The sequence below is a fragment of the Paenibacillus sp. P4_E11 genome (assembly GCF_056401635.1).
In genome coordinates this window covers 1-23,389 of record NZ_JBFUIX010000093.1, presented here as the reverse complement: position 1 = coordinate 23,389, position 23,389 = coordinate 1, and the positions used below count along the sequence as shown (strand labels likewise).

General features: G+C 51.2%; 18 protein-coding genes and 1 pseudogene. 3 read left to right on the top strand and 16 right to left on the bottom strand.

All coding sequences use genetic code 11. The annotated features are described in order from the left end of the window. From AC1DWB_RS25925 to AC1DWB_RS25910, 4 genes and pseudogenes are all read right to left on the bottom strand, one after another. A partial coding sequence (locus AC1DWB_RS25925; protein WP_477543986.1) for a nuclease/transposase family protein occupies positions 1–627 on the bottom strand: 627 nt, incomplete at its 3' end. 228 nt (positions 628–855) lie between these two features. After that, positions 856–1,095, bottom strand: a pseudogene (locus AC1DWB_RS25920) (SLC13 family permease); the annotation flags it as partial. 191 nt (positions 1,096–1,286) lie between these two features. Beyond that, a complete protein-coding gene (locus AC1DWB_RS25915) occupies positions 1,287–3,422 on the bottom strand; it encodes a hypothetical protein (RefSeq protein WP_477543985.1) in 2,136 nt (711 codons plus the stop codon). 65 nt (positions 3,423–3,487) lie between these two features. After that, positions 3,488–5,767: a helix-turn-helix domain-containing protein gene (locus AC1DWB_RS25910; protein ID WP_477543984.1), complete on the bottom strand. Its 2,280-nt coding sequence runs from the start codon at positions 5,765–5,767 to the stop codon at positions 3,488–3,490. Positions 5,768–5,996: 229 nt separating this feature from the next. Between AC1DWB_RS25910 and AC1DWB_RS25905 the strand changes: the two genes are divergently transcribed. The 3 genes from AC1DWB_RS25905 (at position 5,997) to AC1DWB_RS25895 (ending at position 9,698) form a co-directional block, all read left to right on the top strand. Further along, the gene (locus AC1DWB_RS25905) at positions 5,997–7,676 is read left to right on the top strand and encodes an extracellular solute-binding protein (protein ID WP_477543983.1); all 1,680 of its coding nucleotides are present in this window, start codon (positions 5,997–5,999) and stop codon (positions 7,674–7,676) included. 227 nt (positions 7,677–7,903) lie between these two features. Next, on the top strand, positions 7,904–8,800 hold the full coding sequence (locus tag AC1DWB_RS25900) for an ABC transporter permease (protein WP_477543982.1): 897 nt from the start codon (positions 7,904–7,906) through the stop codon (positions 8,798–8,800). 13 nt (positions 8,801–8,813) lie between these two features. Beyond that, positions 8,814–9,698, top strand: coding sequence for a carbohydrate ABC transporter permease (locus tag AC1DWB_RS25895; protein WP_477543981.1), 885 nt, complete (start codon positions 8,814–8,816; stop codon positions 9,696–9,698). A gap of 917 nt (positions 9,699–10,615) precedes the next feature. On the opposite strand, the gene AC1DWB_RS25890 is transcribed toward AC1DWB_RS25895, so the two are convergent. The 12 genes from AC1DWB_RS25890 to AC1DWB_RS25835 all read right to left on the bottom strand — a co-directional run bounded on the left by AC1DWB_RS25890 (position 10,616) and on the right by AC1DWB_RS25835 (position 23,232). Beyond that, positions 10,616–11,740, bottom strand: coding sequence for a hypothetical protein (locus tag AC1DWB_RS25890; protein ID WP_477543980.1), 1,125 nt, complete (start codon positions 11,738–11,740; stop codon positions 10,616–10,618). Next, a complete protein-coding gene (locus AC1DWB_RS25885) occupies positions 11,737–12,894 on the bottom strand; it encodes an aminotransferase class V-fold PLP-dependent enzyme (protein ID WP_477543979.1) in 1,158 nt (385 codons plus the stop codon). The genes AC1DWB_RS25890 and AC1DWB_RS25885 overlap by 4 nt, the downstream gene beginning before the upstream one ends. After that, entirely contained in the window at positions 12,891–13,772 is an 882-nt protein-coding gene (locus AC1DWB_RS25880; RefSeq protein WP_477543978.1) for a carbohydrate ABC transporter permease, read from the bottom strand. The genes AC1DWB_RS25885 and AC1DWB_RS25880 overlap by 4 nt, the downstream gene beginning before the upstream one ends. Positions 13,773–13,807: 35 nt before the next feature. After that, entirely contained in the window at positions 13,808–14,665 is an 858-nt protein-coding gene (locus AC1DWB_RS25875) for an ABC transporter permease (RefSeq protein WP_477543987.1), read from the bottom strand. Positions 14,666–14,780: 115 nt separating this feature from the next. Then, positions 14,781–16,400: an extracellular solute-binding protein gene (locus tag AC1DWB_RS25870; RefSeq protein ID WP_477543977.1), complete on the bottom strand. Its 1,620-nt coding sequence runs from the start codon at positions 16,398–16,400 to the stop codon at positions 14,781–14,783. A 74-nt stretch (positions 16,401–16,474) separates the two neighbouring features. Then, entirely contained in the window at positions 16,475–17,485 is a 1,011-nt protein-coding gene (locus AC1DWB_RS25865; RefSeq protein ID WP_477543976.1) for a Gfo/Idh/MocA family protein, read from the bottom strand. 75 nt (positions 17,486–17,560) lie between these two features. Next, on the bottom strand, positions 17,561–18,589 hold the full coding sequence (locus tag AC1DWB_RS25860; RefSeq protein WP_477543975.1) for a zinc-dependent alcohol dehydrogenase: 1,029 nt from the start codon (positions 18,587–18,589) through the stop codon (positions 17,561–17,563). Between the two features lie 44 nt (positions 18,590–18,633). Beyond that, positions 18,634–19,761, bottom strand: a complete 1,128-nt coding sequence (locus tag AC1DWB_RS25855) for an aminotransferase class V-fold PLP-dependent enzyme (protein WP_477543974.1) — start codon at positions 19,759–19,761, stop codon at positions 18,634–18,636. 55 nt (positions 19,762–19,816) lie between these two features. Then, positions 19,817–20,554, bottom strand: coding sequence for an MBL fold metallo-hydrolase (locus AC1DWB_RS25850; RefSeq protein ID WP_477543973.1), 738 nt, complete (start codon positions 20,552–20,554; stop codon positions 19,817–19,819). Beyond that, the gene (locus tag AC1DWB_RS25845; RefSeq protein WP_477543972.1) at positions 20,551–21,738 is read right to left on the bottom strand and encodes a M20 family metallopeptidase; all 1,188 of its coding nucleotides are present in this window, start codon (positions 21,736–21,738) and stop codon (positions 20,551–20,553) included. Before AC1DWB_RS25845 ends, AC1DWB_RS25850 begins: the two co-directional genes overlap by 4 nt. Before the next feature lie 265 nt (positions 21,739–22,003). Next, positions 22,004–22,708 (bottom strand): GntR family transcriptional regulator, encoded by a 705-nt coding sequence (locus AC1DWB_RS25840; RefSeq protein WP_477543971.1) that lies wholly within the window; start codon positions 22,706–22,708, stop codon positions 22,004–22,006. Positions 22,709–22,917: 209 nt separating this feature from the next. Further along, positions 22,918–23,232, bottom strand: a complete 315-nt coding sequence (locus tag AC1DWB_RS25835) for a PASTA domain-containing protein (RefSeq protein WP_477543970.1) — start codon at positions 23,230–23,232, stop codon at positions 22,918–22,920. Positions 23,233–23,389 lie beyond the last annotated feature (157 nt).

The window sequence follows — 23,389 nt, the reverse complement described above, 5'->3', positions numbered from 1 at the left end:
GTGTATGCTCCTTACTTTTCTTCCTGTGATGATGACAGCTTTGTTTTCTGTGGTCGTCGCTGTGATGGAATGAATTTCACCCAAATCAACACCAACAACTTGATTTCCTTGGTTTTCCGTTGCTGCTTTCCCATCTTCATAGCTCATGGCTACCATCAGTTTCCGGTCAAACACAAGTTCAATTTCTTTGATTTCTGCAGTAGGCAAGTGAGGTACGGTGATTTGGATCGGTCGTTGTCGTTTCCCGTCTTGAATACCTAAACTCAGTTCAATCACATTGCCTTCTATCTTKAACGATTTGTCTACCCATTTCGTATTGAAAACCTTTTTATTCTTGTAGGGGTACTTGCTATTCAACCCTTTGCTTTTACTCTGTTTTGCGCTGTCTCGGGCAAATACATATTTATGGCTAACCGCCTGTATGGACTGTGAATGCAAGGGAAATCGATGTTTCAATGTTGCTTGAAGTTCTGTTTTTCCAATCCATTTTCCGTTGTGTTGGGTGGCAAAGTCCTTGGCAAGAGATAGGCACTCATTCCAAATTTGTGCTGAAATGCGATTGCACTCAAATAATCGATCCTGATTGGCTTTTGAAGTTTGAAACGCTGTTTTCACACATCGGATCACTTCGTTTTCTCCTCCTTTCCTGATTCTCGATAGGGTTGAAATGGTAATAGATGATCCTGCCGCTTCTAAACATGTAATCAGATTTATCGGCTCTTGCCTGCCTTCCCACATCAAAAAAATAAGAACGTTTGTATGAATTGATTATACCAAACAAATGTTCTCATTGACAGCGCTTTCTGAGCTAATGATAGGATCCAATCTGTCATTATGCAATTTCGATAGTTCCATGTTAGGATGCTCGGAATAGAACATGAACATGATCGTTGGTTTAAATAGTCCCGTGTCAGCGGTTATGCTCACGATGATCATCATACCTATCAAGAGACCAATTGTGTTGAAATCTATATGATGCATTGCTGTCTCTTGGTCCACGATGCCAAGTGCAACAATGAGAAGCCCACCGATCATGGCCACGGTGGTACGATGAATTTTTTCTGAGATGATAAGAGCATAGATGACAATGCATATTTAAGTTTTAATATTCACACCTAGATTCTAAATATACATAACTAGTGACTCCCCACATTGGGGTAGTACAAGCGAAGCTTACCCCACCCCCGTTTTCTACCAGTCTATCCATACAGGTTACAAGTGAGCTAGAGGAATGAAAAAAAGCGCCCGAAGGCGCTTTTCATAGTTCAGATATAGCAACTCTACCACTAGGAATGCAGCAAACTACCAGTAAGGGCAATCGCCTTGCGGTAATCCGGAATCTCGTTATCTAGCACCGAACGCACCTGGGCTATCTTCCAATTGAGATGTTCCACATCGGTCATATAATCCATGCTAGGCTCCCAGCCTAGTCGGGAGTCGTTCTCGACTAACGGGATCGCCGCCTCAGCATTGGCAATTTCCCGTTCGGCTAGAGCTATCATCTCGACCAGAATGGCGTTCGCTTTCTGAGCGTCCGGCTCCTGAAACAGGAGCTGCTTCAACAACCACCAGTTCTTCATATGGATCGTCGTCTGCACAGCAAGCACGATGAATCGGTTCAGTCCGAGCAACAGCTCCGCTTCCCCATGCTTACGTTCAGGCGTAAGCCGGATCGCCTCTTCGAGGCTGCGGTTGCCTTGCCGCCAACGATCCGCCATTCGCTCCAGGCTGCGGATCTCCACCTCGAAGCGGGAAATGCCGAGCGATTGGCGAGTACTCTCCGCAGGTGCATAGTTCGTAGATACGATTTCGTTGCCGAACATCGCATGCCAAGAGGCCGGCATCTTCACCCCTTGTCGGAACACCATCGGATAGGACGGGCCTACCCGGAACGGACCATACTGGTCCTCATTCGTCGGGACGTAATCCCGTATGCCGTCGCTCCAATGCTGCCAGGCGCTAAGTACATGGGGAACGGCTTCTTCACTGAAGTCGCGCCGGGCGAGAGCTGCGTACGTCTCTTCAAGCGGAGGACTCGGCTTCCAGTACGTCCATTTCGTCAATTCGCTGACGAAGGATGGCCACCAGCCGAAGTGGTGCGTCTCCATCAGTCCAGATAAACCCCAGTCTTCGTGGGCTTTGATTAGCGCAGCGTGCCTTCTTGCCCATTGGAAGGGAACCGGCTCGTACGGGATGACGCCGATGTCCCAGGTGAGGCCGCCCGTGTTGCTCATCGTGTACAACTTCAGTCCGCGTTCGTGAGCGGCAGCCGCCTCGCTGCTGAAGTATCGACCGGGTCCTTCGAAGGAAACGGTATAATCCACGCATACATTCGTAACATGTTCATGCTTTAACTGCTCGAACATCTCGAAAGTAACCTGCAACGTGATGTCCTCCGGAATTGACCGGATCAGTCTCAATCGTTCTTCTTCTGGTGCCCAACCCCAGTTATACGTCCAGAACACGATGTCGGCTTCGGCATTATGCTTGCGGATCACCTTCTTCAGCATGTTCAGCCATTGCGGGTAATCGGTGCAAGGCCACCAGCCCGGACTCGGCTTCGTCTTCGGTTTGTCCGCAGGCCAATCCAGCCGGAGGACGCCGGTCGTATTAGGGTCCTTGCTCGGAAACTCGCACGATTCTCCAACGAAGATGACGCCCTTGAAGCGCGGGCACGCTTTGAATATTTTACCGTACGTCCCATCGTAGTAAGTCTCTGCGTCTGGTTCGTCAGGATGTTTGGTGCTCTTCAAGTAGCTATACATGTAGACGTCGAGGCCGTGTAGGTCGGCCCGGTCCACCAAATTGTTGAAGTCCTGATAGCCATCCGGACTCTTATCTACATCCTCCACGAAGACTAGAACGGAATCGATGCCGGCATGGGCCATTGCGTTCAGGTGTGCATTCGGGAATTGATCGAGTCCCCAGCCGGAATGGGCCATTCTCGGGGAAAATATCGGTTCGCGCGTTGTATCCTGCTGGGCGATTATCGGAGCTTCTCTGAGGTTCATCAGGTCTTCTAAGAAGAAACTGCCCTGACCTACGCCTCTCGCATCGAATCCACAAACGATTATATGATTAAGGTCCGATACGATTCGATAGCTTCTCGCTACTCCTAGTAAAGCACCTATCGAAGGAAGTTCATCCCGGGTCCCCAATAGGATGCACTTCTCAACCTCACCCAGTCCCTCCTCAAGCGAGCTTACAAGCCGCAGACGGACAGAAACGCCCATGCTGACGAACAAGTAATCCTGCAAGTCTTTGGCCACGTGTACGATGGAGGGATCAGCCCCCTCTGTATACTGTATAAACCAACTGTCGTCAATTTCGGCCTCGTTCGGTGCCACCTGTGTCTCCGAGTTGCGGCGGTCCGGCTTGTGCACGGCCTCTAACCTTTTGCGAAATGCGTAACGCTGTTCCATGTTCCTGTCCCTTCCTTTCCTCATCCCATGAAATATGTTGTATGGTTTCAATCCCAAAACCTAAGTTAAGCATCCTGCTGGAAGGCAGAATCATAAGTCGTGCTCATTGGAATGAGGTTCATCCTGCGGTATTCCCCAGGTGGAATTCCCGTCACCTTACGGAACATGCGAATGAACGAGTTGACATTGAAGTAGCCGACCTGACTCGCTACATCCTGAATTTTACAATTAGAATACTGAAGCAACTCCTTAGCCTTTTGAATACGCAGCTCGTTGAGGAAATCGGAGAAATTACTGCCGGTCTTTTCCTTGAAATACTTGGATACGTAGCCGGACGACAAACTAAGCTTATCCGCAACCGTCTCAAGCGACATATCTTCGTTGTAATGCCGGCTCGCATAATCCAGCAAGAATGCCAGAATCGCATCGTGATCTTCCCGTTTCTCCATGATCACATTCACTATATTTGTCAGAAAATGCTCGAAAAACGCGATATATTGTTGAACCGAAGTGAAGCCTTCCAACTGACGGTTATATCCGTTCTCACCAAGCATAGGGCTGATATCCAAGTTCATTGCTGCCAGCGTCCTGACGGTTTTGTCCACAATCTCTCGGGCAAGATCGACGTAATCCAGCTGCCAGGCTTCCTTCTTCTCCATCCGCTGCAACAGTCTCGTTACAATCGCAATGGTTTGTTGACCTTGGGCCGCCTGCAGATTAGCGATGAATTCCTGCTCATGAGCAGGAAGGAACCAGACGATCTCCGTCTGCGGTGGTGTCCATCTGGTAATGATCTGAGTCTCATCATTCAACAGCCGCTGCCGGGTCATGTCAGAAGTAAGCTTGTAAGCGGATGCAAATTGTTCAGTGCGATATAGGACCGGATTCACTGCAATCGTAAGACAGCAGTAGCTTTTGTCATTATCGAACAACTGCTTAAGCCGCTCCAAATGCTGAATAAACGCCGGGTATTCCTCCTCCATGAATATTAAGGATAAGATTTGATTCTTCTCCATCTGTAAGGTGATCGTATCTCCGAACACTTCCGCAATGGAAATGCTGATGAATTCTTTCAGATAATACACGGCTCTAGTCTGCTCTTCGCTGGTTAACTCATGGAATGCTTGCTGCATCGTTAGGTGAAATACGATCATGTAGAACGGTTTGTTCGCACCTGTGAGACCGCCTGTATCAGGATGAATTTCTTTGACCATCCGAATGTAACCAAGCTGCTTCAGCTCTGAATTTTTCCGATTCAAGTCGAGACTTATATCCTGATTCGTCTTCATCATCTGATTGATCTTGTTATGGATCACATTGAATTCGACGATTTTGCTGCGAAGCGAGCTGTCCGGGGCCGTCCGCTGGATGCTGGAGATGATTGCTTGAATCKGGCTGTTGAATTTGAAGCTAACGACGACAGAGACGACGATACTGATGAGAACCGCCCCCAGCAGCAGCGCTATCAACACAAGGTTCAGCTGAGACATGCCTTCCGCAATCGTCGTATTAGGGATTACGTTAATGTAGGTTAACCCGCTTATGGTGCTGGTATGGTAGAAATAGTAATTGCCATCGAGCTCCAGCTCATTCCGTCCGCCCCCCAGCTTCGACATAATAGTGGTGGATAACGGATCATTGTTGGAATGGTATAGGATTTGACCGGAAGCATCGGCAATATAGAAGCGGTTGTTGACCGAATTGTGAAACGCTGTGAATAGTTGGTTCGCATTAAGCATCGCTGCGATATAGAACTCGTCGTTCACTTTGCTCTTGAAGATGACTGGAATCAAGTTAGCACTCGAGTTGCTGGAGGACAGCTTGAAGACGGATTGCGGGAATACTTTAGATTTATAATTCTGTAGCAGCTGGCTGCGCCAAAACTCTGGACTGTAGTCCTTACTGCTGTAATAACTGCCGAACATTTGGTTCAGCTGGCTTGGCCCGTTGCGCTCGACAACGAAGCCATTCTTCTCATAGAGGATGATCAGGTTGTCGAGATACAACTGCTCGTTGCGGAGAATATTCTGAATTTCTTCCACGACCTGATTGACCGGATCGAATTGCTCCGAGTGGCCGAGCTCGTTCAGCAGAAGCACCTTTTGATTGAAAAACAGTCTCGTAACCGCCCCTTGAATAATTTGCAAATGATTCTCATACCGTTCCACCGTATTCGTCAAATTCTGGGTGTTGTAGCGAATAATCTCTTGCTGGATGTTATTGCTGAAATAAGTGTAAGAGATTACATTAAAGGAGACGAGCAAGACGATAACCGCAAAGAAAGCAGCTAACAGTTTAAACAACAGCAAATTTTTCTTATAAGGGAAAGGTAGCTTTTCAACCATCCGGTCTTTCCTCCTTAGAATGAAATTCATCGCACATAGCTAGCTTAGCAAAACCAGATTCAAGCGCAATATTCATTTGCCCACATAATATGCACTTCCAGTTTACTGCCGAAAAGGTTAATAACATCGAAAACTACAGCTAGCCCCCAATCCCTCACCATGCCAAGATGAAATCGTAAGCGATGTGGTTAACCGCTATACAACATTTTAAGAGGGAGTGATCTCAACGATGAAGCAAGTCAAAACTGTTTGCATGCTGGGAATAGCGATGTCCATCGTCTTTACGGGGTGCACGTCCGGGTCGAGTAAACCAACAGAGAGCCTACTCAAGCCGGAAACGTCAGTGAAACCGTCGGAACCACCGGCCGCCGCCAAAGGAATGCCAGACAAATTCGAACCGGCGGTTGAGCTCAAGACGGTCAACTTCACCTACGGCGTACCGAAGTACAATCAGGGAGATGACATGAACAACAACCCCTGGACCCGTTATTTGAAAGACAAACTTGGCATCAAGCTTACGACTTTATGGGAAGTTCCTTCCGCCGAGCTGGAGCAAAAGACGAACCTGATGATTGCTTCCGGCGATATTCCCGACTTCTTTCTGGCGAATACGAAGCAGTTCGCTCAACTGGTCAAAGCCGGCATGATCGAGGATCTCACGAGTGTGTACCAGCAATACGCGCCAGAATTAGTTAAACAGGTAATCAAGGATGCCGGGCCTGAACCGCTCGAAGCGACCAAGGTTAATGGGAAGATGATGGGCATTCCGTTCACCGGAGTCGCCAAGGAATCCGTGCCGATATTATGGATTCGCGAAGATTGGCTTAAGAAAGTAAACTTGCCTGGACCCAAGACGATGAACGATGTGCTCGCTATTTCGGAAGCGTTTACAACTAAAGATCCTGACGGTAATGGGAAAGCGGACACGTTCGGTTTGGCTATGGACAAAGATATCAACATGGCGACCGGCTTCATGAACGGCTTCCACGCCTACAAAGGAATCTGGATCAAAGGCAAGGACGGCAGTCTCGTCTATAGCAGCATTCAGCCGGAAATGAAAACCGCGCTTGGCAAGCTGCAGGACATGTTCAAGAATGGTCAAATCGATCGCGAGTTCGGAGTCAAGGACGGACCTAAGGTTACCGAAAGCTACGGCAGCAGCAAGATCGGCATGACGTTCGGTGGGATCAGCTCGGCTAACTCTCCTCTCTCTACACAAACGCCTAAAAATGCGTGGATCCCTTACTCCGTTCCTTCGATCGACAGCAGTCCGACTCAGCTGCAGCATCCGCTCAATCTATTCAACAATGGAATCTGGGTCGTTAAGAAAGGGACGAAAAACCCGGAAGCGGTGCTGAAGATCACGGAATTGTGGTTGAAGTATTTCTATGAGAACACATCCGATGATATTTACAAACAATACAACTACGACATCGATACGAAAATTTCCAACTGGATGAATGCCCCGGTGAAAATCTACAAGACGTTCAAAAACGCGCAAATCACGACACATCTGGAGCCCCTGTTGAAGAGCGACAAACCGGCCGCTGCCGCCGATCTCGCCAAGCTAACCCCGGAAGAACGGGAGGTGTATCAGAACATCCTGAAATTCAAGGCCGGTGAAGTGGAGCAATGGTATAACAATGCACGCAGCGGCCCCGGCGGTTCCGGAGACATCGTGAACAATTACGTGAAGAACAACCAGTTCATGCCCGACCAGTTCATAACCATACCGACTCCTGCTATGGTCCAGAAGGACGCCAACCTGAAGAAGATGGAATTGGAGACGATGACCAAGATCATTCTCGGTGCGCCGCTCGACACCTTCGACCAGTTTGTTAGTGATTGGAAAAAGCTCGGTGGAGATGAGATTACCAAGGAAGTAAACGACTGGTTCAAGAGTAAGTAATGGCTTGAAGATCAAGGGAGGAGCGACCGGAATCAGTTCGTACTCGGACTAGATGCTGACCAGGGGCAACCCAGATTCGGATCGGGTCGGACTGAGTTCAGACCCGTTGCAGCCGGATCAGACCAGATTCGGGTCATTGTCACACCAGGCTCGGATCAGGTTCGGTCCTCCCTCCTCCTTTTTTACACGGAAAGGCACTCGCTCGCTGGAAAACGGAGGCAAGACACATGCTGAATAAACTCAGGCAGGAATCGCCGCTTCATCTCATGATCATTCCGGGCTTATTGATCATTGTCATCTATCACTACGGCCCGATGATTGGGATTCTGATGGCATTCGAGAACTACATGCCGACTCTTGGCATTCTGAAATCGGAGTGGGTTGGGCTGAGCAACTATACGTACTTGTTCGCCTTGCCCGACACCGCGCTTGTGTTCTGGAACACGCTAATAATCGCAGTTATGAAAATCGTGATTGGCCTCATTATGCCTATCGTGACTGCGCTGCTATTAAATGAGATTACGAAAAAATGGTTTCAACGCGGTGTACAGACCCTCATCTACTTGCCTCATTTCTTGTCCTGGGTCATTGTCGGAGGAATTATGATCGATATATTGTCTCCGACCAAAGGACTTGTGAATCAGATGCTTGGCTTGTTCGGAACGGAACCGATCTACTTCTTAGGTGATAACAACTGGTTCCGTTACGTCCTTGTGTTCTCGAACGAATGGAAAGAGTTCGGCTTCAGCACGATCGTCTACTTGGCTGCCTTAACGAGCATCGATCCGACTCTCTATGAAGCCGCTGTAGTCGACGGGGCCGGAAGGTGGCGCCAGACATGGCATATTACCCTTCCCGGCATGCGCCCGATCATCGTATTGCTCGTTACACTAAGCCTAGGCAACATTCTGAATGCTGGCTTCGAGCAGGTGTTCATTCTGTACAGCCCCCAGGTGTACGAAACAGGTGATATCATCGACACAATGGTGTATCGCATGGGCTTGCAGCAATCGCAATACAGCCTTGCAACAGCTGTTGGCGTGCTCAAATCTGTTATTTCCCTCTTTCTCATCACCGTATCCTATTGGCTCGCTTACCGGTTAGCCAACTATCGCATTTTCTAAGGAGGGCTGGACAATGGTGGAGAACCCTTCTTACGGAAGAAGGCTGTTTGTTATCATCAATTACACATTGCTGGCTGTGTTGTCGCTCGTCTGTATCCTCCCACTCGTTCATGTACTGGCCGTATCGCTAAGCAATAGCACAGCAGCCGGAGCAGGACTAGTCAAGTTGTGGCCGATTGGGTTCAACACGAGCGCTTATCAATATGTGCTAGAGAAAAAGGAATTCCTGCACGCTCTCATCATTTCAGTGAAACGGGTATTGCTTGGCACCTCATTGAACATGCTCATGATTATTCTTACCGCTTATCCGTTGTCCAAGGAAACGAAAGTGTTCCGTCTTCGTTCGGTGTACGTATGGATTTTTTTCATCACGGTGCTGTTCGGCGGCGGCTTGATCCCGACCTATATGGTCATCCAGAAGACTGGACTGTTAAACACCATATGGGCGCTGATCATCCCTAATGCCGTCCCGGTATTCAGCGTCGTGCTGCTGCTTAACTTCTTCCGCGGGTTGCCACGAGAGTTGGAGGAATCGGCGTTCATGGACGGAGCCGGCCACTATACGGTGCTGTGGAAGCTATTCGTCCCGCTGTCCCTGCCAGCATTGGCCACGTTGACCTTATTCTCCATGGTCGGCCACTGGAACTCCTGGTTCGATGGAATCATCTACATGAATTCCCCTGACAAGTACCCGCTCCAGAGCTATCTGCAAACCGTAGTCATTATGCAGGATCTTGCGGTGCAATCGCTGACCAACGACGCCCTGCTGAAGCAGATCTCGAACAAGACGTTCGGCGCGGCGCAAATCTTTCTCGGGGCGTTGCCGATTCTGCTCGTGTACCCGTTCCTGCAAAAGTTTTTTATGAAGGGCATTATTCTTGGTAGTGTCAAGGGCTAGTCGGCACAAGCGTATACCGACACAGCTGTAAGGCCGGTTTTGAGGCTGTCGATAAACTGTTGATAGAGGCTAAGACGGCCGTACCGAGTGAAAAAGGACCCTTCTGCTCAAACATCTTGTTTGAACCTCCTATGATTGTATAAGGGATTTAGCGGTATGGAGGTTCAAGCCAAAACTCGCCAGGGTCCTCTTTTTCACTCTCCACTCCTCTTGTTCACAGTTAATCGACAGCTTCGTTTTCGGCCTTACAGCTCCTTCAATGGCCGAAAGTCACGCTGTAAGACGATTTTTCCGTCTTACAGCTCCTTCAATGGCCGAAAGTCATGCTGCAAGACGATATTTCCGTCTTACAGCTCCTTCGGATGCCGAAAGTCATGCTGCAAGACGGTTTTTCCGTCTTATAGCCCACTCCGAGGGCGGAAGTCATGCTGCAAGACGATTTTCCGTCTTACAGCTCCTTCGGTGACCGGAAGTCACGCTGTAATACGGTTTTTCCGTCTTACAGCTCCTTCGGAGGCCGAAAGTCATGCTGCAAGACGATTTTTCCGTCTTACAGCTCCTTCGGTGACCGGAAGTCACGCTGTAATACGGTTTTTCCATCTTACAGCCCGCTCCGAGGCCGGAAGTTATGTTTTAAGACGATTTTCGAGGCTGTCGATTCATTGTGGACACAGGAGTGGAAAGTGAAAAAGAGGACCCCGGCGAGTTTTGGCTTGAACCTCCCCACCACTGAATCCCTTATACAATCAGGGAGGTTCAAACAAGATGTTTGAGCTAAGGGGTCCTTTTTCACTTGGAACGGCCGTTTTGCTTCAATCAACAATGAATCGACAGCCTCGTTTTCGGATTGCTCCACTGTAAACGCCCCTGACTATGCCCGTGCGTGTTCATCTCGTGAGATTCCCTCCAGCGTTAGCTTAATACTTCACGCTCAGATGCGGAGTCTCGATCTCCCGCTCATAATGGTGCGCTTGCATCAGGGCATCCAGTCCACCAGTCGTCAGCAGTGACCGTTCAACGGGGAACGGCGCGTGCCCCGTATGCAGGAAGCGCTCAATCTCCAACACAAGTCGGCCAAAGTGCATGTACGGTTTCTGATCCTGGATCCGGAACTCGTGGCATATCGGCTGTTCGCCTGGAGCCACTTGGTATGTAGAGACGAATCGTTGGATTTCCGGCTTGTAAGTGAGCGGATCGGCGAACAGGATGCCCGACGTCAGTCCATCTGCATAATCCAGCTCGAAGAAGACCGGAACGACCAGACTATGCGGGAACGTATCGACATCTCGCAAGTTAATGAAGCCGCCTAGCGACTCGTACAACACTCGCCAGTCATCGGACAGCAGCTTGTGAATCGCCTGCTTCCCTTTGAATGCTCGGACTCGGTCAATCCCCGTCTCCCCAAATGCGCGATTCTCCGCCAGGCATTGCATCATCTCCAGCGCATGGTACGTATAGCGTTCCAGTGAGCCGTAAGCGAAGCCGAACATCCGATGCAGCGGAGCGCCGTTCGGGAACGGAGTGTGCACCGGATGTCTCCAGCCGAACGGGATGACGGAGCTGGACATGAACGGGATATGATGGCGCTTGATCTGTTCGTACATCCATACGATGTCCTCGTGAACGACGGCAAAGCCTTTGTCCGAGTAGACCGGGACGACCCGTTCCTTCTCCAGCATAACCTGCAGACAATCCTCGAACAGCCGTCGTCGAGGGTACAAGGTCTGCCCCAGCTCATTGCTCGGATAGGCACCATGCTCTCCTATAATAATGATGCCATCCACGGCGAATTCATTCCCGCCGCATAACAATGCCTCGCTAACGGTCTTGTATATTGGGAATCCATGCTTCAGCGACAAATCGCGGCTCATGTCTTGAATGGGAGTCTGATCGACGTACATCGCGACAATTTCAAGCGTCGACGTAATCTTACGCCCATCTAGACGGAATCCCTCGAGCATCTTGGTCACGATCACGTCCGCATGCGAAATGTCCCAATATTCGGTAATGATAGCGGCAACACGCAGCTTCTTCTTGTTCATGGCGAGATCTCCTCCGATTCAGCGATTAATGCTTTCATTCGATTCAGCACAAGTTCGAAATCGTCATCACTCAGATGAAGCGGGTTAAGAAAGATACCATCGAATCTGAAATTAGCACCGCCGCTACAATCCCAATTCATCTCAGGCGCGTGCGCCACCCAAACCGACGGCGCACCCTCCGCAAGCCGCCGCTGCAGCTCCGCACCCGTCATCCGCTCGCCAGCCGATACTGCCGCCCGCGGATAATGCTGCCCCGTCGGGCCGGGGTACACCCGGCGCGTGCGGTACCCGCAAGCCGCCAGCTCGCGCACAGCCCGCTCGACCATCGCCTCGAAGCGCAGCTCCTCGGCAGCGTGGTCGAGACCGACATAGCGCTCGACGGCGGCCAGCAGGCCGCACATCTCCTCCTTGCCGACCTTCATCGGTCGGCCGATGGAGATCGCGGGCCCGGCATTCAGCCGGCACGCGGCAACAAGCTCCCGGCGGCCGACGATGAAGCCGCTGCTCTGCGGCCCGCGCAGCGTCTTGCCGCCGGAAAATATAACCAGATCGGCGCCCATCTCCGTGTAGCGCCACAAATTGTCCATCGGCGGCAACTGTGCCGCCGAGTCGACTACAACCGGGACACCGCGCGCGGCGGCGATCCGGATGACGGTGTCCAGTGGCAACGCGCCCCGGCTGTATGTCGTCGAATCGAAGTAGAACACGCCAGCCGTCTGCTCACCGATAGCAGCCTCCAGCTGCCAATCGAATGTAGACTCGACATCGCCCACCTCTACCAGCTTCGCACCAGTCTGGCTGATCGCCAGATCGAACCCATTGCGCTGACAGCGCAGCACGATAACCTCATCCTTCATACCCTCCAGATGAGGGAACTTCCGTGTCTTCGTAATGTCACGCCCCGTAACAAGTCCCGCCGTCGCAATGGCTAAACCCGCAGACGCCCCGCTCGTCACCATCGCCGCTTCGTTGCGCGTCAACCGCGCCAATTCCTCCCCGACCCGATCATGAAGCTCCTCCAACATCACGAAATGTCGGCTAGCTTCCTCCATCGCCTGCATGACTTCCGGTGGCATAACCGAGCCGCCCAGGATTGTATAAGAGTCTGCCGCGTTCAGCAGCGTCCGGACACCAAGCTTGTCATACACGTTCATTCTTTGACTCCTCCCAGCACCATGCCTTTGACAAAATATTTTTGCAAAAACGGATAGAGCAGTAAGATGGGCAGGGCGCCCAGGAAGATTTGCGCCGCCTTAATCGTTCGGTCTGAGAGCTCCTTCATCTCGCGCAGCTCTTCCATCCCGACTGACGTATAGTCTTTGGTCACCACGGTCTGCAAATAGCTCTGCAGCGGGTAATGGGCCGGTGAATTCATCAGAATAAGACCGTCGAACCAAGCGTTCCAATGGCTGACTACCGTGATCAAGCCGACCGTGGCAATAGCCGGGGCCGAGAGCGGAATGAAAATTTGCAGCAGCGTCCTCATGTGACCGGCACCGTCGATGAATGCAGCATCCTCCAGTTCACGTGGCAACCCCCGGAAGAAATTCAACAGCAATATGACATTAAAGACTGGAACTGCCCCAGGCAGCACCAACGCCCAGATCGTGTCGAGCAACCCCGTCGATTTGATAATCATGTAGTGAGGAATTAGACCGCCGCTGAACAGGATCGTCAGAACGAAGAACCAGGAATAGAACGTCCGGGACTTGAACGCCGCAGTGTCCTTGGCAAGTGGATAAGCAATCAGCACGGTAAGCGCCATGTTGAGGAACGTACCCAGCAGCACCCTACGGATCGAGACAAACAACGCCTGGAAAAATTGCTCCTTGCCCGCCACGTAATGATACGATTTCAGATTGAAATCGACCGGCCACAGCTTGACCGCTCCGGCGGAAGCAGCAGCATTCGAGCTGAGAGAGATCGAAAAGACATGGATCAAGGGCAGCAGACAGAGGCAAGCGAGCACGATCAAGAATGTATAATTCACCACCTGGAATACACGTCTAGACAATGATTTTTCGTACAACATAACCGTTCCTCCCCTCGCTCCTCAGCTTATCTGAACTAGAATATTCGATACTTCGCGAACCGATAAGCCAAGTAGTAAGCCGAGGAGATGAATAAGAAGGAGACGACCGATTTGAACAGCCCAATCGCCGTAGCCGGTCCGTACTGCATGTCGATCAACCCCATCCGGTATACATACGTATCCAGAATGTCTCCGCTCTCATACACTTGAGGACTGTACAGATTGAACACCTGCTCGAAGCCGGCATTCAGGATGCCTCCGAGACTGAGCGTCGTCATAAGGACAATGATCGGAGCCATACCCGGAAGAGTTACGTGCCACGTCTGCTTCAGCCGGTTCGCCCCATCCACAACGGCTGCTTCGTACAAGGATGGATTAATGCTCGTGAGCGAGGCTAGATAGACGATCGTGCTGAAGCCGAATTCCTTCCATTCGTTCGAAGCGACGAGTAAATAAGGAAACCAGCCGTTGCTGCCTAGAAAATAGATCGGTTGTATCCCGAACCAGCCCAACGTATTGTTCACGATGCCATTGATCGGAGACAAAATATCGACCAAGATGCCGCCCAGAATGACCCAGGATAAGAAATGGGGTAAATATATCATCGTCTGAATCCCCCGCTTCACCAGCTTCTGGCTCACTTCGTTCAGCAGCAGGGCGATGAGGATCGGCACTACCAGACCTGCAATGATTTTCATAATCGCGATAAATAAGGTATTGCCCAACACTTGCAGTGTATCGGGAATATTCCAGATGTAGACGAAGTTCTTGAACCCGACCCACTCAGATGCAAAAAAGCCTCTAGCCGGTATGTACCGCTCAAAGGCAATCACAATGCCAAACATAGGCCCATAGCTGTAGATCAGCACGAGCAGGAAACCCGGTAATATCATCAAGTGCAGTGGAATGTTGCGCCGGAACCCTTTCGACACTTTCAACGTCCATCACCGCCTGTGGAGTAGAAATGGAGGAGAGAGGGGAGACGATCCCCTCCCTGCCCGGAGCGCTTCACTTATTCTTAACGTACCAGTCGTTTGCTTCCTTCGTCATTTCGTCGCCGCCTAGCTTCTTCCAGCTGTCTACGAACTTGTCGAATTCGTCGATGGAGACCGCGCCGGTAATGATCTTCGTGAACGTCTCCAGCTGCGTTTTCGTCAGGTTCGGCCCCTTGTCCGCCATACTCGGCGTGGGGGCGGAGTAAAACTCGTTCAGCATGTACAGTTTGCTGTTCTTGTAATAATGCTCGATGGAAGCGGACCCGCCCTTATTGAAAATCGCGTTCCAGTACCAGAACGACCGATCACCCTTCAAATATTTGTTCATGTTGTCGTAGGCGCCTTTGTCGTCAGGGGTCAGCTTGGACGTGTCTTTCGACTCCATCGCTTCGGTGATGCGCAGTGCTTCGTCCGTGTTTTTGAACGGTTTGTAGGCGAATATTTTGCTCATGATGTAAATTTCCTGGTTCGTGTCCTTGTCGTTGTTGTACTGATAATGGACGTCCATCGATTTGTTCAAGTAGAATGTATTCAACCAGAAGTCCAGCAGCTTCAAGATCGCTTCCGGATGCTCGTAGCCTTTACGGACGACCCAGTACCCGTTGATGCCGAGCCCAACTTGATTCAGCGCCGGTTTACCGTCAACCGAAGGAATCGCATAAGCTTTCCACTCCATCGCCAGGTCCTTATCTACCCCAGCCTGGAACGCCAGAACGTCGAATGGGGACAAATAGGCCATCCCAATCTTCCCGGCCGTCAACGATTCGCCTACCTTCGCCTTCGCCTTCGCTCCGAAATCGGTCTCAATCTGGCCGGCTTTGTACATGTCCTGCAGCTTCTTGAGCGCGGTCTTCATCTCCGGCATGATGGAGCTGTACGCCAGCTTCCCGGATGCATCCTTGATCCAGATGTCCAAGTACGCCTTGTATCCGTTGACGAAACCGTTCAGCACCGTGAAATCTTTGTCCAACGCCAAGCCGAACGTGTCTTTCTTCCCGTTGCCGTCGGGGTCCTGATTCGTGAACGCTTCACTGATTTTGTACAAATCGTCCATCGTCTTCGGTTCCGGCAAGTTCAGTTTCTTGAGCCAATCGTAGCGGAGCCACAGCACGGGAGAGCGCTCCATCGGTCCACCGGTGAACGGAATCGCCATTAATTTGCCGCCGATCGTAGCCGATTTCATCGGCTGGTCGCCGCCTTCTTTCAATAATGTTTTGACGCCTTCCGAAGCGTTCTTGTTGTACGTTTCCGTAAGATCTTGAATGAGTCCAGCATCGGCCAGTTGTTTGAATTGAACCGGGTTCACTTTGAAGAAATCAGGCAGATCGCCGGAAGCGATCATCAGGTTTATTTTCTGATCGAGCTGGGCCTTGTCGACTTCCCATAACGTCTTCACCTTGATGCCGTATTCCTTCTCATATGCCCGGGTCCAGGGGTTGTTATCTACGGAGTCTCCGCTCGCATACTTGACGGATTGCGGCGTTTCTCCTGCTGTCGTAATCGTAATCGGCGGATCATACTTCCCATTCTTCATCGAAGATTTGGCTGAGTTGGAGCCGTTGTCAGCGCAACCTGCAAGCACTGTCGTTCCTACCAGCAACATAGAGAGCAGTCCCATAGCGATTCGCTTCATTTGGACAGTAACCTCCTATTCAATTCCGGCCGCTCACGTTCGATCGAGCAGTGCGGTTGGGGCGCAAGCACATTCTATTCGATGCGGACCTCGCATTGATGTTCGATCGAGCGGATGATCGCGTCCGCCACTTGAATGCCGTGCAGCGCATCGAGGAACGAGGTATGAACCGGATCCGAACCCGATTGCAGGCTGCGGCATATGTACTGCAGCTGGTCGCGCAATGCGCCGGATGCGGCTCCGTTCAGCATTTGATGTATGAATGGATCTGGCGATTGGCGGCCAGCCGATTCCAGAAACTGCAGGCCCGTGCCCAGATTGTCGAAACAGGCCGTGGCTTTCGTGCCGATCACCTCAACAGCATCGTTCATCACAAGACCGGCTTCGTCCGGTGTTGCCCAATTGCTGTGCAGCACGGCTAGCGAGCCGTTGATGAATTCCAGTGACGCCCACAGGATGTCCGGGGTCGCTTCGTCTACGGCATTCCGACCGAACGCCTTGACCGACTTAACCCGGCTGCCGGCGTACCAGATCGCGAGATCCAGGTCATGAACGGTCAACTCGTACACAGTATGTGTCCGCTTATAGGTCTGGAACATCGCTCTAGTACGCGACCGCTTGAAGAACATGCTCTTAGGTTCGCCGAGACGCCCGGACGCGATCGCATGCTGGATCGCTGCGTATCGGGGCTCGAAGCGCAGCAGATGGCCGGCGAAGATGTGTTTTCCGTTATCGACGGCAGCCTTCCACATTTGTTGGGCGGATGCGGGATTCGTCGCAATCGGCTTCTCAACGATTACATTGATGCCGCGCCCCAACGCTTGCAGGGTCGGCAGTAGATGCTCACTCTCCAGGCTGCATACACTCACCAGGTCCAGTTCGGCCTCTGCGAACATTCGCTCATAGTCCGTTGTCACGAGCGGTACACCGTATCGGCTCTGAGCTTGCTGGAGCCGTTCTTCACGGATGTCGCAGATCGCGACCACTTCTACTTCGGGCATTGAGGAAAATGCTTCCAGATGACACGATCCCCAACTGCCCAGACCGATGATTCCTACTTTTACTGGCTTTCCATTACGATTCATGGGAACCTCCCTCTCTGTTGCTCACTTTTTATGGATTGGTGCGTACTATGCCAAGGCGTACCTTACTTACTTTGCTTACCACGGCTCCAGGATGATCTTACCGGCATGAACTCGCCCGGATACCAGATCGTCGAATGCGGCCGCTCCTTGTGCGAGAGGACGCACTTCCGTCCAACCCTCTTCGGTTACGACCCCGTCCACTAACAACCGTACCGCGTCGTCGAAATCCTGGTCCGCGTAACAAAATGACCCGAGCATGCGAATCTCACTGCGAATCGTTGCGTTAATCGGCAACTCGGTCTGGTCAATGCCGAGGCCGATGTTCATCACCGTCCCGCCTGGGCTGACCGCGCGGATGGCGCTTTCCCGCGTCGATTGAAAACCCGCGGCATCGATGATCACTTCGACGCCATCGGTGCCGTACTGGCTGCGCGCGTAAGCGGCCAGATCCTGCTTCTGCGGATTCATGACGGCATCCGCATACGTCTCGCGCGCGATGCGCAGCCGCTCCTCGTTCACGTCGGCGATCGTCACCGACGCCGCCCCGAGCCGCTTGGCGCAAGCCGCGGCGAGCAGCCCGATGCCGCCGGCGCCCAGGACGAGCACGTGCGGCAGCACGTGCCCGTCCAGCGCACGGCGCACCGCGCGCAGCGAGCACGCGAGCGGCTCGGCGAGCACGGCGCGGTGCGCCGGCAGCGCGTCCGGCACCGGCACGACGGCCGAGGCGGGCACGACGACCCACTGCGCGAAGGCGCCGGGTCGGTGCACGCCGATCAGGCGGCGTTCGCCGCATAGCTGCGGCAGGCCGCGCCGGCAATGCCAGCACTCGCCACAGCGGAGCAGCGGGTTGATGACGACCGGCTGCCCCGGGCGGATGCCGCGTTGCGCCGCTAAGGTGCCGACCGACTCTACGTGGCCGAAGCATTCGTGGCCCATCACAAGCGGCGGTATACGCAGGCTGTTATGGCCGAGATAACCTTCGATCTCGGAGCCGCATATCCCGACTGTCTGTACCCGAATCAATACTTCCGTGTCATTGGGCTGCGGCTTTTCGGCTGTCACCCACTCCATTGTTTTCGGAGCATCCCATCGTAACGTTTTCATTGTGTCATCCCCTTTTATATAGGCAAGCAGATTGAAGTATAGAATTAGGACGAAGCTTCAGCATGCGGCATTAGCGCAATCAACCGATCAATATCCTCGCTGTCGTTAAACAGATGAACCGATGCGCGAATTCTTCCATCACCTCCCCACAAGTAGACCCCTTGCTCGCATAATCGGCCTGCCATCCCTTCGCCGTCAGGGCATCGAATGCTAATGTTGCCTGCCCGTTCATTCGGATCACGTGGCGTCATAATGGAATAGCCTTTCGCCTGCAGTCCCTCAATCAGACGACCGCTTAATTGGGTGATGTGATGTTCGATGCGTTCCACGCCAACGTCAAGCAGTGCCGCAGTAGAAGCGTTCATCGCATATATCGAAGGATAGCTGGGATACCCCAGTTCGAAGCGACGAGCATCTTTGTAAAGCTCATACCGTTCGAAGCGGGTTTCGCTGAATAAGTCGGACACACTGCGCCATCCAACCGAATTGGAAAGCAGATGCGAAGTGCGGTCGGGATTGAGGGCAAGAATGCCAAGTCCGTGAACCGATAACAACCACTTGTAAGAGCTACAAACGAGCAAGTCTGTATGCCTCACGTCTACATCAATAGCACCAAGGGATTGCGTTGCATCCAGGAAGAGCAGCGTGTCGGTTTGTTTCAATTGAGCATACAGCTTCTTATAATCAAGTCGCCCGCCAGACATATAGCTCACATGACTTGTAAAAACGAGCTTGGTCCGCTGATCCACATGCTGCAGCAGCTGTTCAGCGCTGACATTCCAGTCTTGATGCGGCACGACCCGCACTTCTATGCCTTTCTCCCTTAGTGTAAGCCAAGGAAGAACCCCGGAGGGGAATTCCAGCTCATGAATGACGACGTTGTCTCCTGCTTGCAGCGGCAGCCCGAGCGCAACCGAGCAAATAGCCTCCGAGGCGTTAGACATCAACGCAATCTGCTCGGATGTCCCATGAAGGAGCTGAGCCAGATTGTCTCTTAACGACTGTTCCACAGCCGAGTTCAACTCGCGCCCGATCGGGCCTTGGCGGCGATTCAGCATATATTGCTGGACCGCATCCATACCGCCGCTATAGGGAGGCGTCTCCGCTCCGCTGTAAAGCCAGACGATATCGTCCAAGCCAATAAAATTCGATTTACTAAGTAAAGCATCCATCTGATTTCCTCGCTTCCCCATATTCCCTATTTCTGTTTCTCTGTTATTCCTAGATCTATAGATTGGGTGGCAGCTCCAGACGAGCGAACGCATCGTAGGCGATCTGGATATGCCGGTCGGCTCGGGCTAACAAGCATGTGCTGTGTCCCGGGAACAATCGCTCTATTCCGCCCCTATGCAGCTTCTCGATCGTTGCTTTATAATCCTGAATGCTGCAATCCCATATCGACTGAAGGACGATCTTCCCTCCTCCGAACAGTACATCTCCTGAGAAAATCGATCGCTGACCGTCTTCCATCATCATATAGCTGACATGCCCTCGAGAATGTCCCGGCGTCTCCCATACTTCCAGCTCCAACTGACCGACCTGTACCCGATCTCCTTCGTTCAATCTCACGCTAACCGGACAGCTTGGAAATTCGAAATGCTCCGGGTACACCCCAGCTCCTATCGCCGCATTCAAGCTCGTACGCTCATGGTCGGCCTGCTCCAGCCAAGGCGCTCCTTCGGCAGAAGCATACACGTGCATCCCATACCGTTGCTGGAAAAATAACGCCCCTGCCGCATGGTCTCCATGCATGTGAGTAAGCAACAGCTTCTTTACACTGGACATCGAGAACCCAGCGGCTTCAATCTGCGCCACGATTCGTTCCGGCTCGACTCCACTTCCAGCATCGATCAGCGCACACTCGTCTCCTCCGTCCAGCAAGTACACATTGCAGTCCATCGGATGCGTCAGCTCCATCCCATGCTTGCCGCTCCCTACCAGATAAACCCGATCGCACAGCTTCATCCCCCACTTCCCTCCGTCCCATCCAACTGACCACTCATGAACGTTTGCGCCAGATGCAAGTAAAACTCCGCAGCCTGACCCACTTCCTCCACGGGAACCCACTCTTCCCTGGAATGCGCTTGTGCAATCGAACCAGGCCCGTATACGATAGACGGAATCCCTTTGCGAAGCACCTTGCTCGCGTCACTTCCATACGGCACGCCGATGAGTGCAGACGGGAGCCCTAATGACTCGGCGGCAAGTCTCGCATACTGTACGATCCCGGTATGAGCCGGCGTATCAAGTGCCCAATCCAGCAACAGCGGCTCGATTGAGAAATCCACGCCCTTGCCAGTCGTGAAAGCTCGTAGCTGATCTTCGAACTGCAGCATCGTTTCATCCGCGAATTCACCGGGAATGATTCGGCGGTCCACTTGGATGACGCACGATTCTGGCACGATATTAATCTGCGTCCCGCCTACTATCGTTCCTACCGCAATCGTTGGCTTGCCGCATAACGGGTGTGCACGTTCGGCCAGCTCTGGCTCCACTTGCTCGCGGATGAACCGCAGCACCTCCATCATCTGATAGATGGCACTATTCCCCTTCTCCGGCATCGAGCTGTGAGCGGCAACACCATGCGTATGTACAGCGAATCTGGAGCATCCTTTGTGTGCGATGACAATGCCCATCTCCGTCGGTTCACCTATTACTGCACCTGCAAACGGCATATCCAGCTCCAGAAAAGCTCGCAAGCCTTGATATTCATGCTCTTCATCGACGGCTGCACACAGTACTAGGTCATTTGCAAGCCGTTCCGGATGCTCGGCGCACTGTTCCAGCGCATATACCATGCCTGCCAAGGACGCCTTCGTATCGCATGAACCGCGGCCATACATTTTCCCATCGCGAATGATAGGGTTAAGAGGATCGACCATGCTGCCCAATGAAACTGTATCCATATGAGCTTCAAGCAGAAGAGTGTTCTCAGGTTTCCCCACGCGAAGCTCCGCGATCAGATTATCCCGTCCAGGCCTTACATGCTGTCTACGAACGGAGATGCCCCGTTTCCTTAATCTAGCTTCCAAATAATCGCACATCCCAGCTTCACCCGAAGCATCAGTTCCATAATGGGGGTTTACACTTTGAATGCGAATCATATCTCTTAAGATAGAGATGGAAGGATGTTCGTTCGGATGAGTCAAGTTAATACCCTCCCCAGTATTATTTACCACCATTAATTACACACAATATATTATATATAATATTTAATGTCAACGAATATTTACTTGCTTCATTCGACAAATCACCCCACAAAGTGAAGTGGGCCTTCGAAGCGAAATCCTACTACTTTGTGGGGGCCCCGGAACTTACTTATACTCCTTTAAAGTCAAAAAAAACGCCCTAGTCAAATGTGACTGGACGGTAAATTTCTCTACTTGGAGTACTCTTGTGTTCCTTGATACACGATTAAAAGTCCACGAGCAGGAGCTCTTCCTCGTCTTCCGCTGACAGTCCGTTCAATTCCTTGAACTCACAATAGGAGCGGTAAATATGCCTGCGCATAATCTTCTCCGCCGCTTCCGGATCTCGGCTCTTGAGTGCTTCGATCAATTCCCCGTGCTGGTCCACTTCATTTTGCTTTGATTTCTTCGTACCGAGCAATCGGTTGACGAGCGAGATCTGCAGAGAGATCGACTTGTACATGGAGATGAGGCGACCGTGCTTGGACAAATTAATGATTGTTTCGTGGATATAGAACGAATCCTGCATCAAGTAGACGACGCTGCTGTCGTGTACTTTGCCAGTCATCTGCTCATAGAACCGTTCCAGATTGCGAATATCTTCCTCCGTAGCATGGCGAATGGCAAGGCGGATCGCCAAACCTTCCAGCATCGAGCGGATCGAGTAAATCTCGAAGACATCCTTCGTATCAAATGTATTAACAATCGGTCCCTTGTTCGGCTGAATCGTCACAATGCCCTCACCTTGCAGTTGCCGTAACGCTTCCCTGACTGGAGTTTGGCTGATGCCTAGTTCCCGCGCTACTTTCGTCTCTACAATTCGATCCCCTGGGTTCAGCGTGCCCTCGAGAATTTGCTGCTTGATATATACCGCTAAGTCTGTGCTTATGTTCTGCTTCTGCACGAATGTCGGCTTTATTGTATCCATCATAACTCAATCCTTTGACTGTAGTAATCAATCCTTCCTCCGTGCAACCTATTGCTCGAAGTATTTCTTATAGAATATATTATATAGATTCCATCGTCAAACAAAACCGTCTTCTAGAGACGGCGACGGGGGTAGTGTTTATTGGTTTTCCTAATAACTCCTCGTCTCCTTATACTAATTGGAACTTCAACTTTATGAACCTTCCACCTAGTTCATCGACATTTCCCTTTACTTACGTAAAGTACAATTTTGGATTTAGGTTTTACTTGCATTCCAAATGGTTTTTGGTTTATCACTATATCATTATCAATTGTTTGATTACACGAGTATTCAGGTTGTTCATACTCAAAATTCTTCTGAATAATTTTAATTGTTGCTTTGTGTATGTTCATACCTATAAGGTTTGGGACTTCCACTTCAGTTATAGGTAATATTTCCTTCGAGAATTTATCAAGTAAAAGTATCCCTATTGATAATATTACTATTATTAAAGTAATGTTAATCAGTTTGGAACTTGATAATGCCATAGCCGTTTCTCTCATTCYTTCAATGGTTCAATAGAGACATCTCCTATTGACAAATCCTATTACACTCTAGAATACTGTAACTTTTCAAATTCTAGGCATTTGAATTATTATACATATGGGTTTGTGTATAGTATTATACATATGGGTTTGTGTATAG

Excerpts from the sequence above, each read along its gene's own strand:
- AC1DWB_RS25915 (WP_477543985.1), bottom strand. The coding sequence starts at position 3,422 with ATGGAACAGCGTTACGCATTTCGCAAAAGGTTAGAGGCCGTGCACAAG.
- AC1DWB_RS25905 (WP_477543983.1), top strand. The coding sequence starts at position 5,997 with ATGAAGCAAGTCAAAACTGTTTGCATGCTGGGAATAGCGATGTCCATC.
- AC1DWB_RS25900 (WP_477543982.1), top strand. The coding sequence starts at position 7,904 with ATGCTGAATAAACTCAGGCAGGAATCGCCGCTTCATCTCATGATCATT.
- AC1DWB_RS25895 (WP_477543981.1), top strand. The coding sequence starts at position 8,814 with ATGGTGGAGAACCCTTCTTACGGAAGAAGGCTGTTTGTTATCATCAAT.
- AC1DWB_RS25890 (WP_477543980.1), bottom strand. The coding sequence starts at position 11,740 with ATGAACAAGAAGAAGCTGCGTGTTGCCGCTATCATTACCGAATATTGG.
- AC1DWB_RS25885 (WP_477543979.1), bottom strand. The coding sequence starts at position 12,894 with ATGAACGTGTATGACAAGCTTGGTGTCCGGACGCTGCTGAACGCGGCA.
- AC1DWB_RS25880 (WP_477543978.1), bottom strand. The coding sequence starts at position 13,772 with ATGTTGTACGAAAAATCATTGTCTAGACGTGTATTCCAGGTGGTGAAT.
- AC1DWB_RS25875 (WP_477543987.1), bottom strand. The coding sequence starts at position 14,665 with ATGATATTACCGGGTTTCCTGCTCGTGCTGATCTACAGCTATGGGCCT.
- AC1DWB_RS25870 (WP_477543977.1), bottom strand. The coding sequence starts at position 16,400 with ATGAAGCGAATCGCTATGGGACTGCTCTCTATGTTGCTGGTAGGAACG.
- AC1DWB_RS25865 (WP_477543976.1), bottom strand. The coding sequence starts at position 17,485 with ATGAATCGTAATGGAAAGCCAGTAAAAGTAGGAATCATCGGTCTGGGC.
- AC1DWB_RS25860 (WP_477543975.1), bottom strand. The coding sequence starts at position 18,589 with ATGAAAACGTTACGATGGGATGCTCCGAAAACAATGGAGTGGGTGACA.
- AC1DWB_RS25855 (WP_477543974.1), bottom strand. The coding sequence starts at position 19,761 with ATGGATGCTTTACTTAGTAAATCGAATTTTATTGGCTTGGACGATATC.
- AC1DWB_RS25850 (WP_477543973.1), bottom strand. The coding sequence starts at position 20,554 with ATGAAGCTGTGCGATCGGGTTTATCTGGTAGGGAGCGGCAAGCATGGG.
- AC1DWB_RS25840 (WP_477543971.1), bottom strand. The coding sequence starts at position 22,708 with ATGATGGATACAATAAAGCCGACATTCGTGCAGAAGCAGAACATAAGC.
- AC1DWB_RS25835 (WP_477543970.1), bottom strand. The coding sequence starts at position 23,232 with ATGGCATTATCAAGTTCCAAACTGATTAACATTACTTTAATAATAGTA.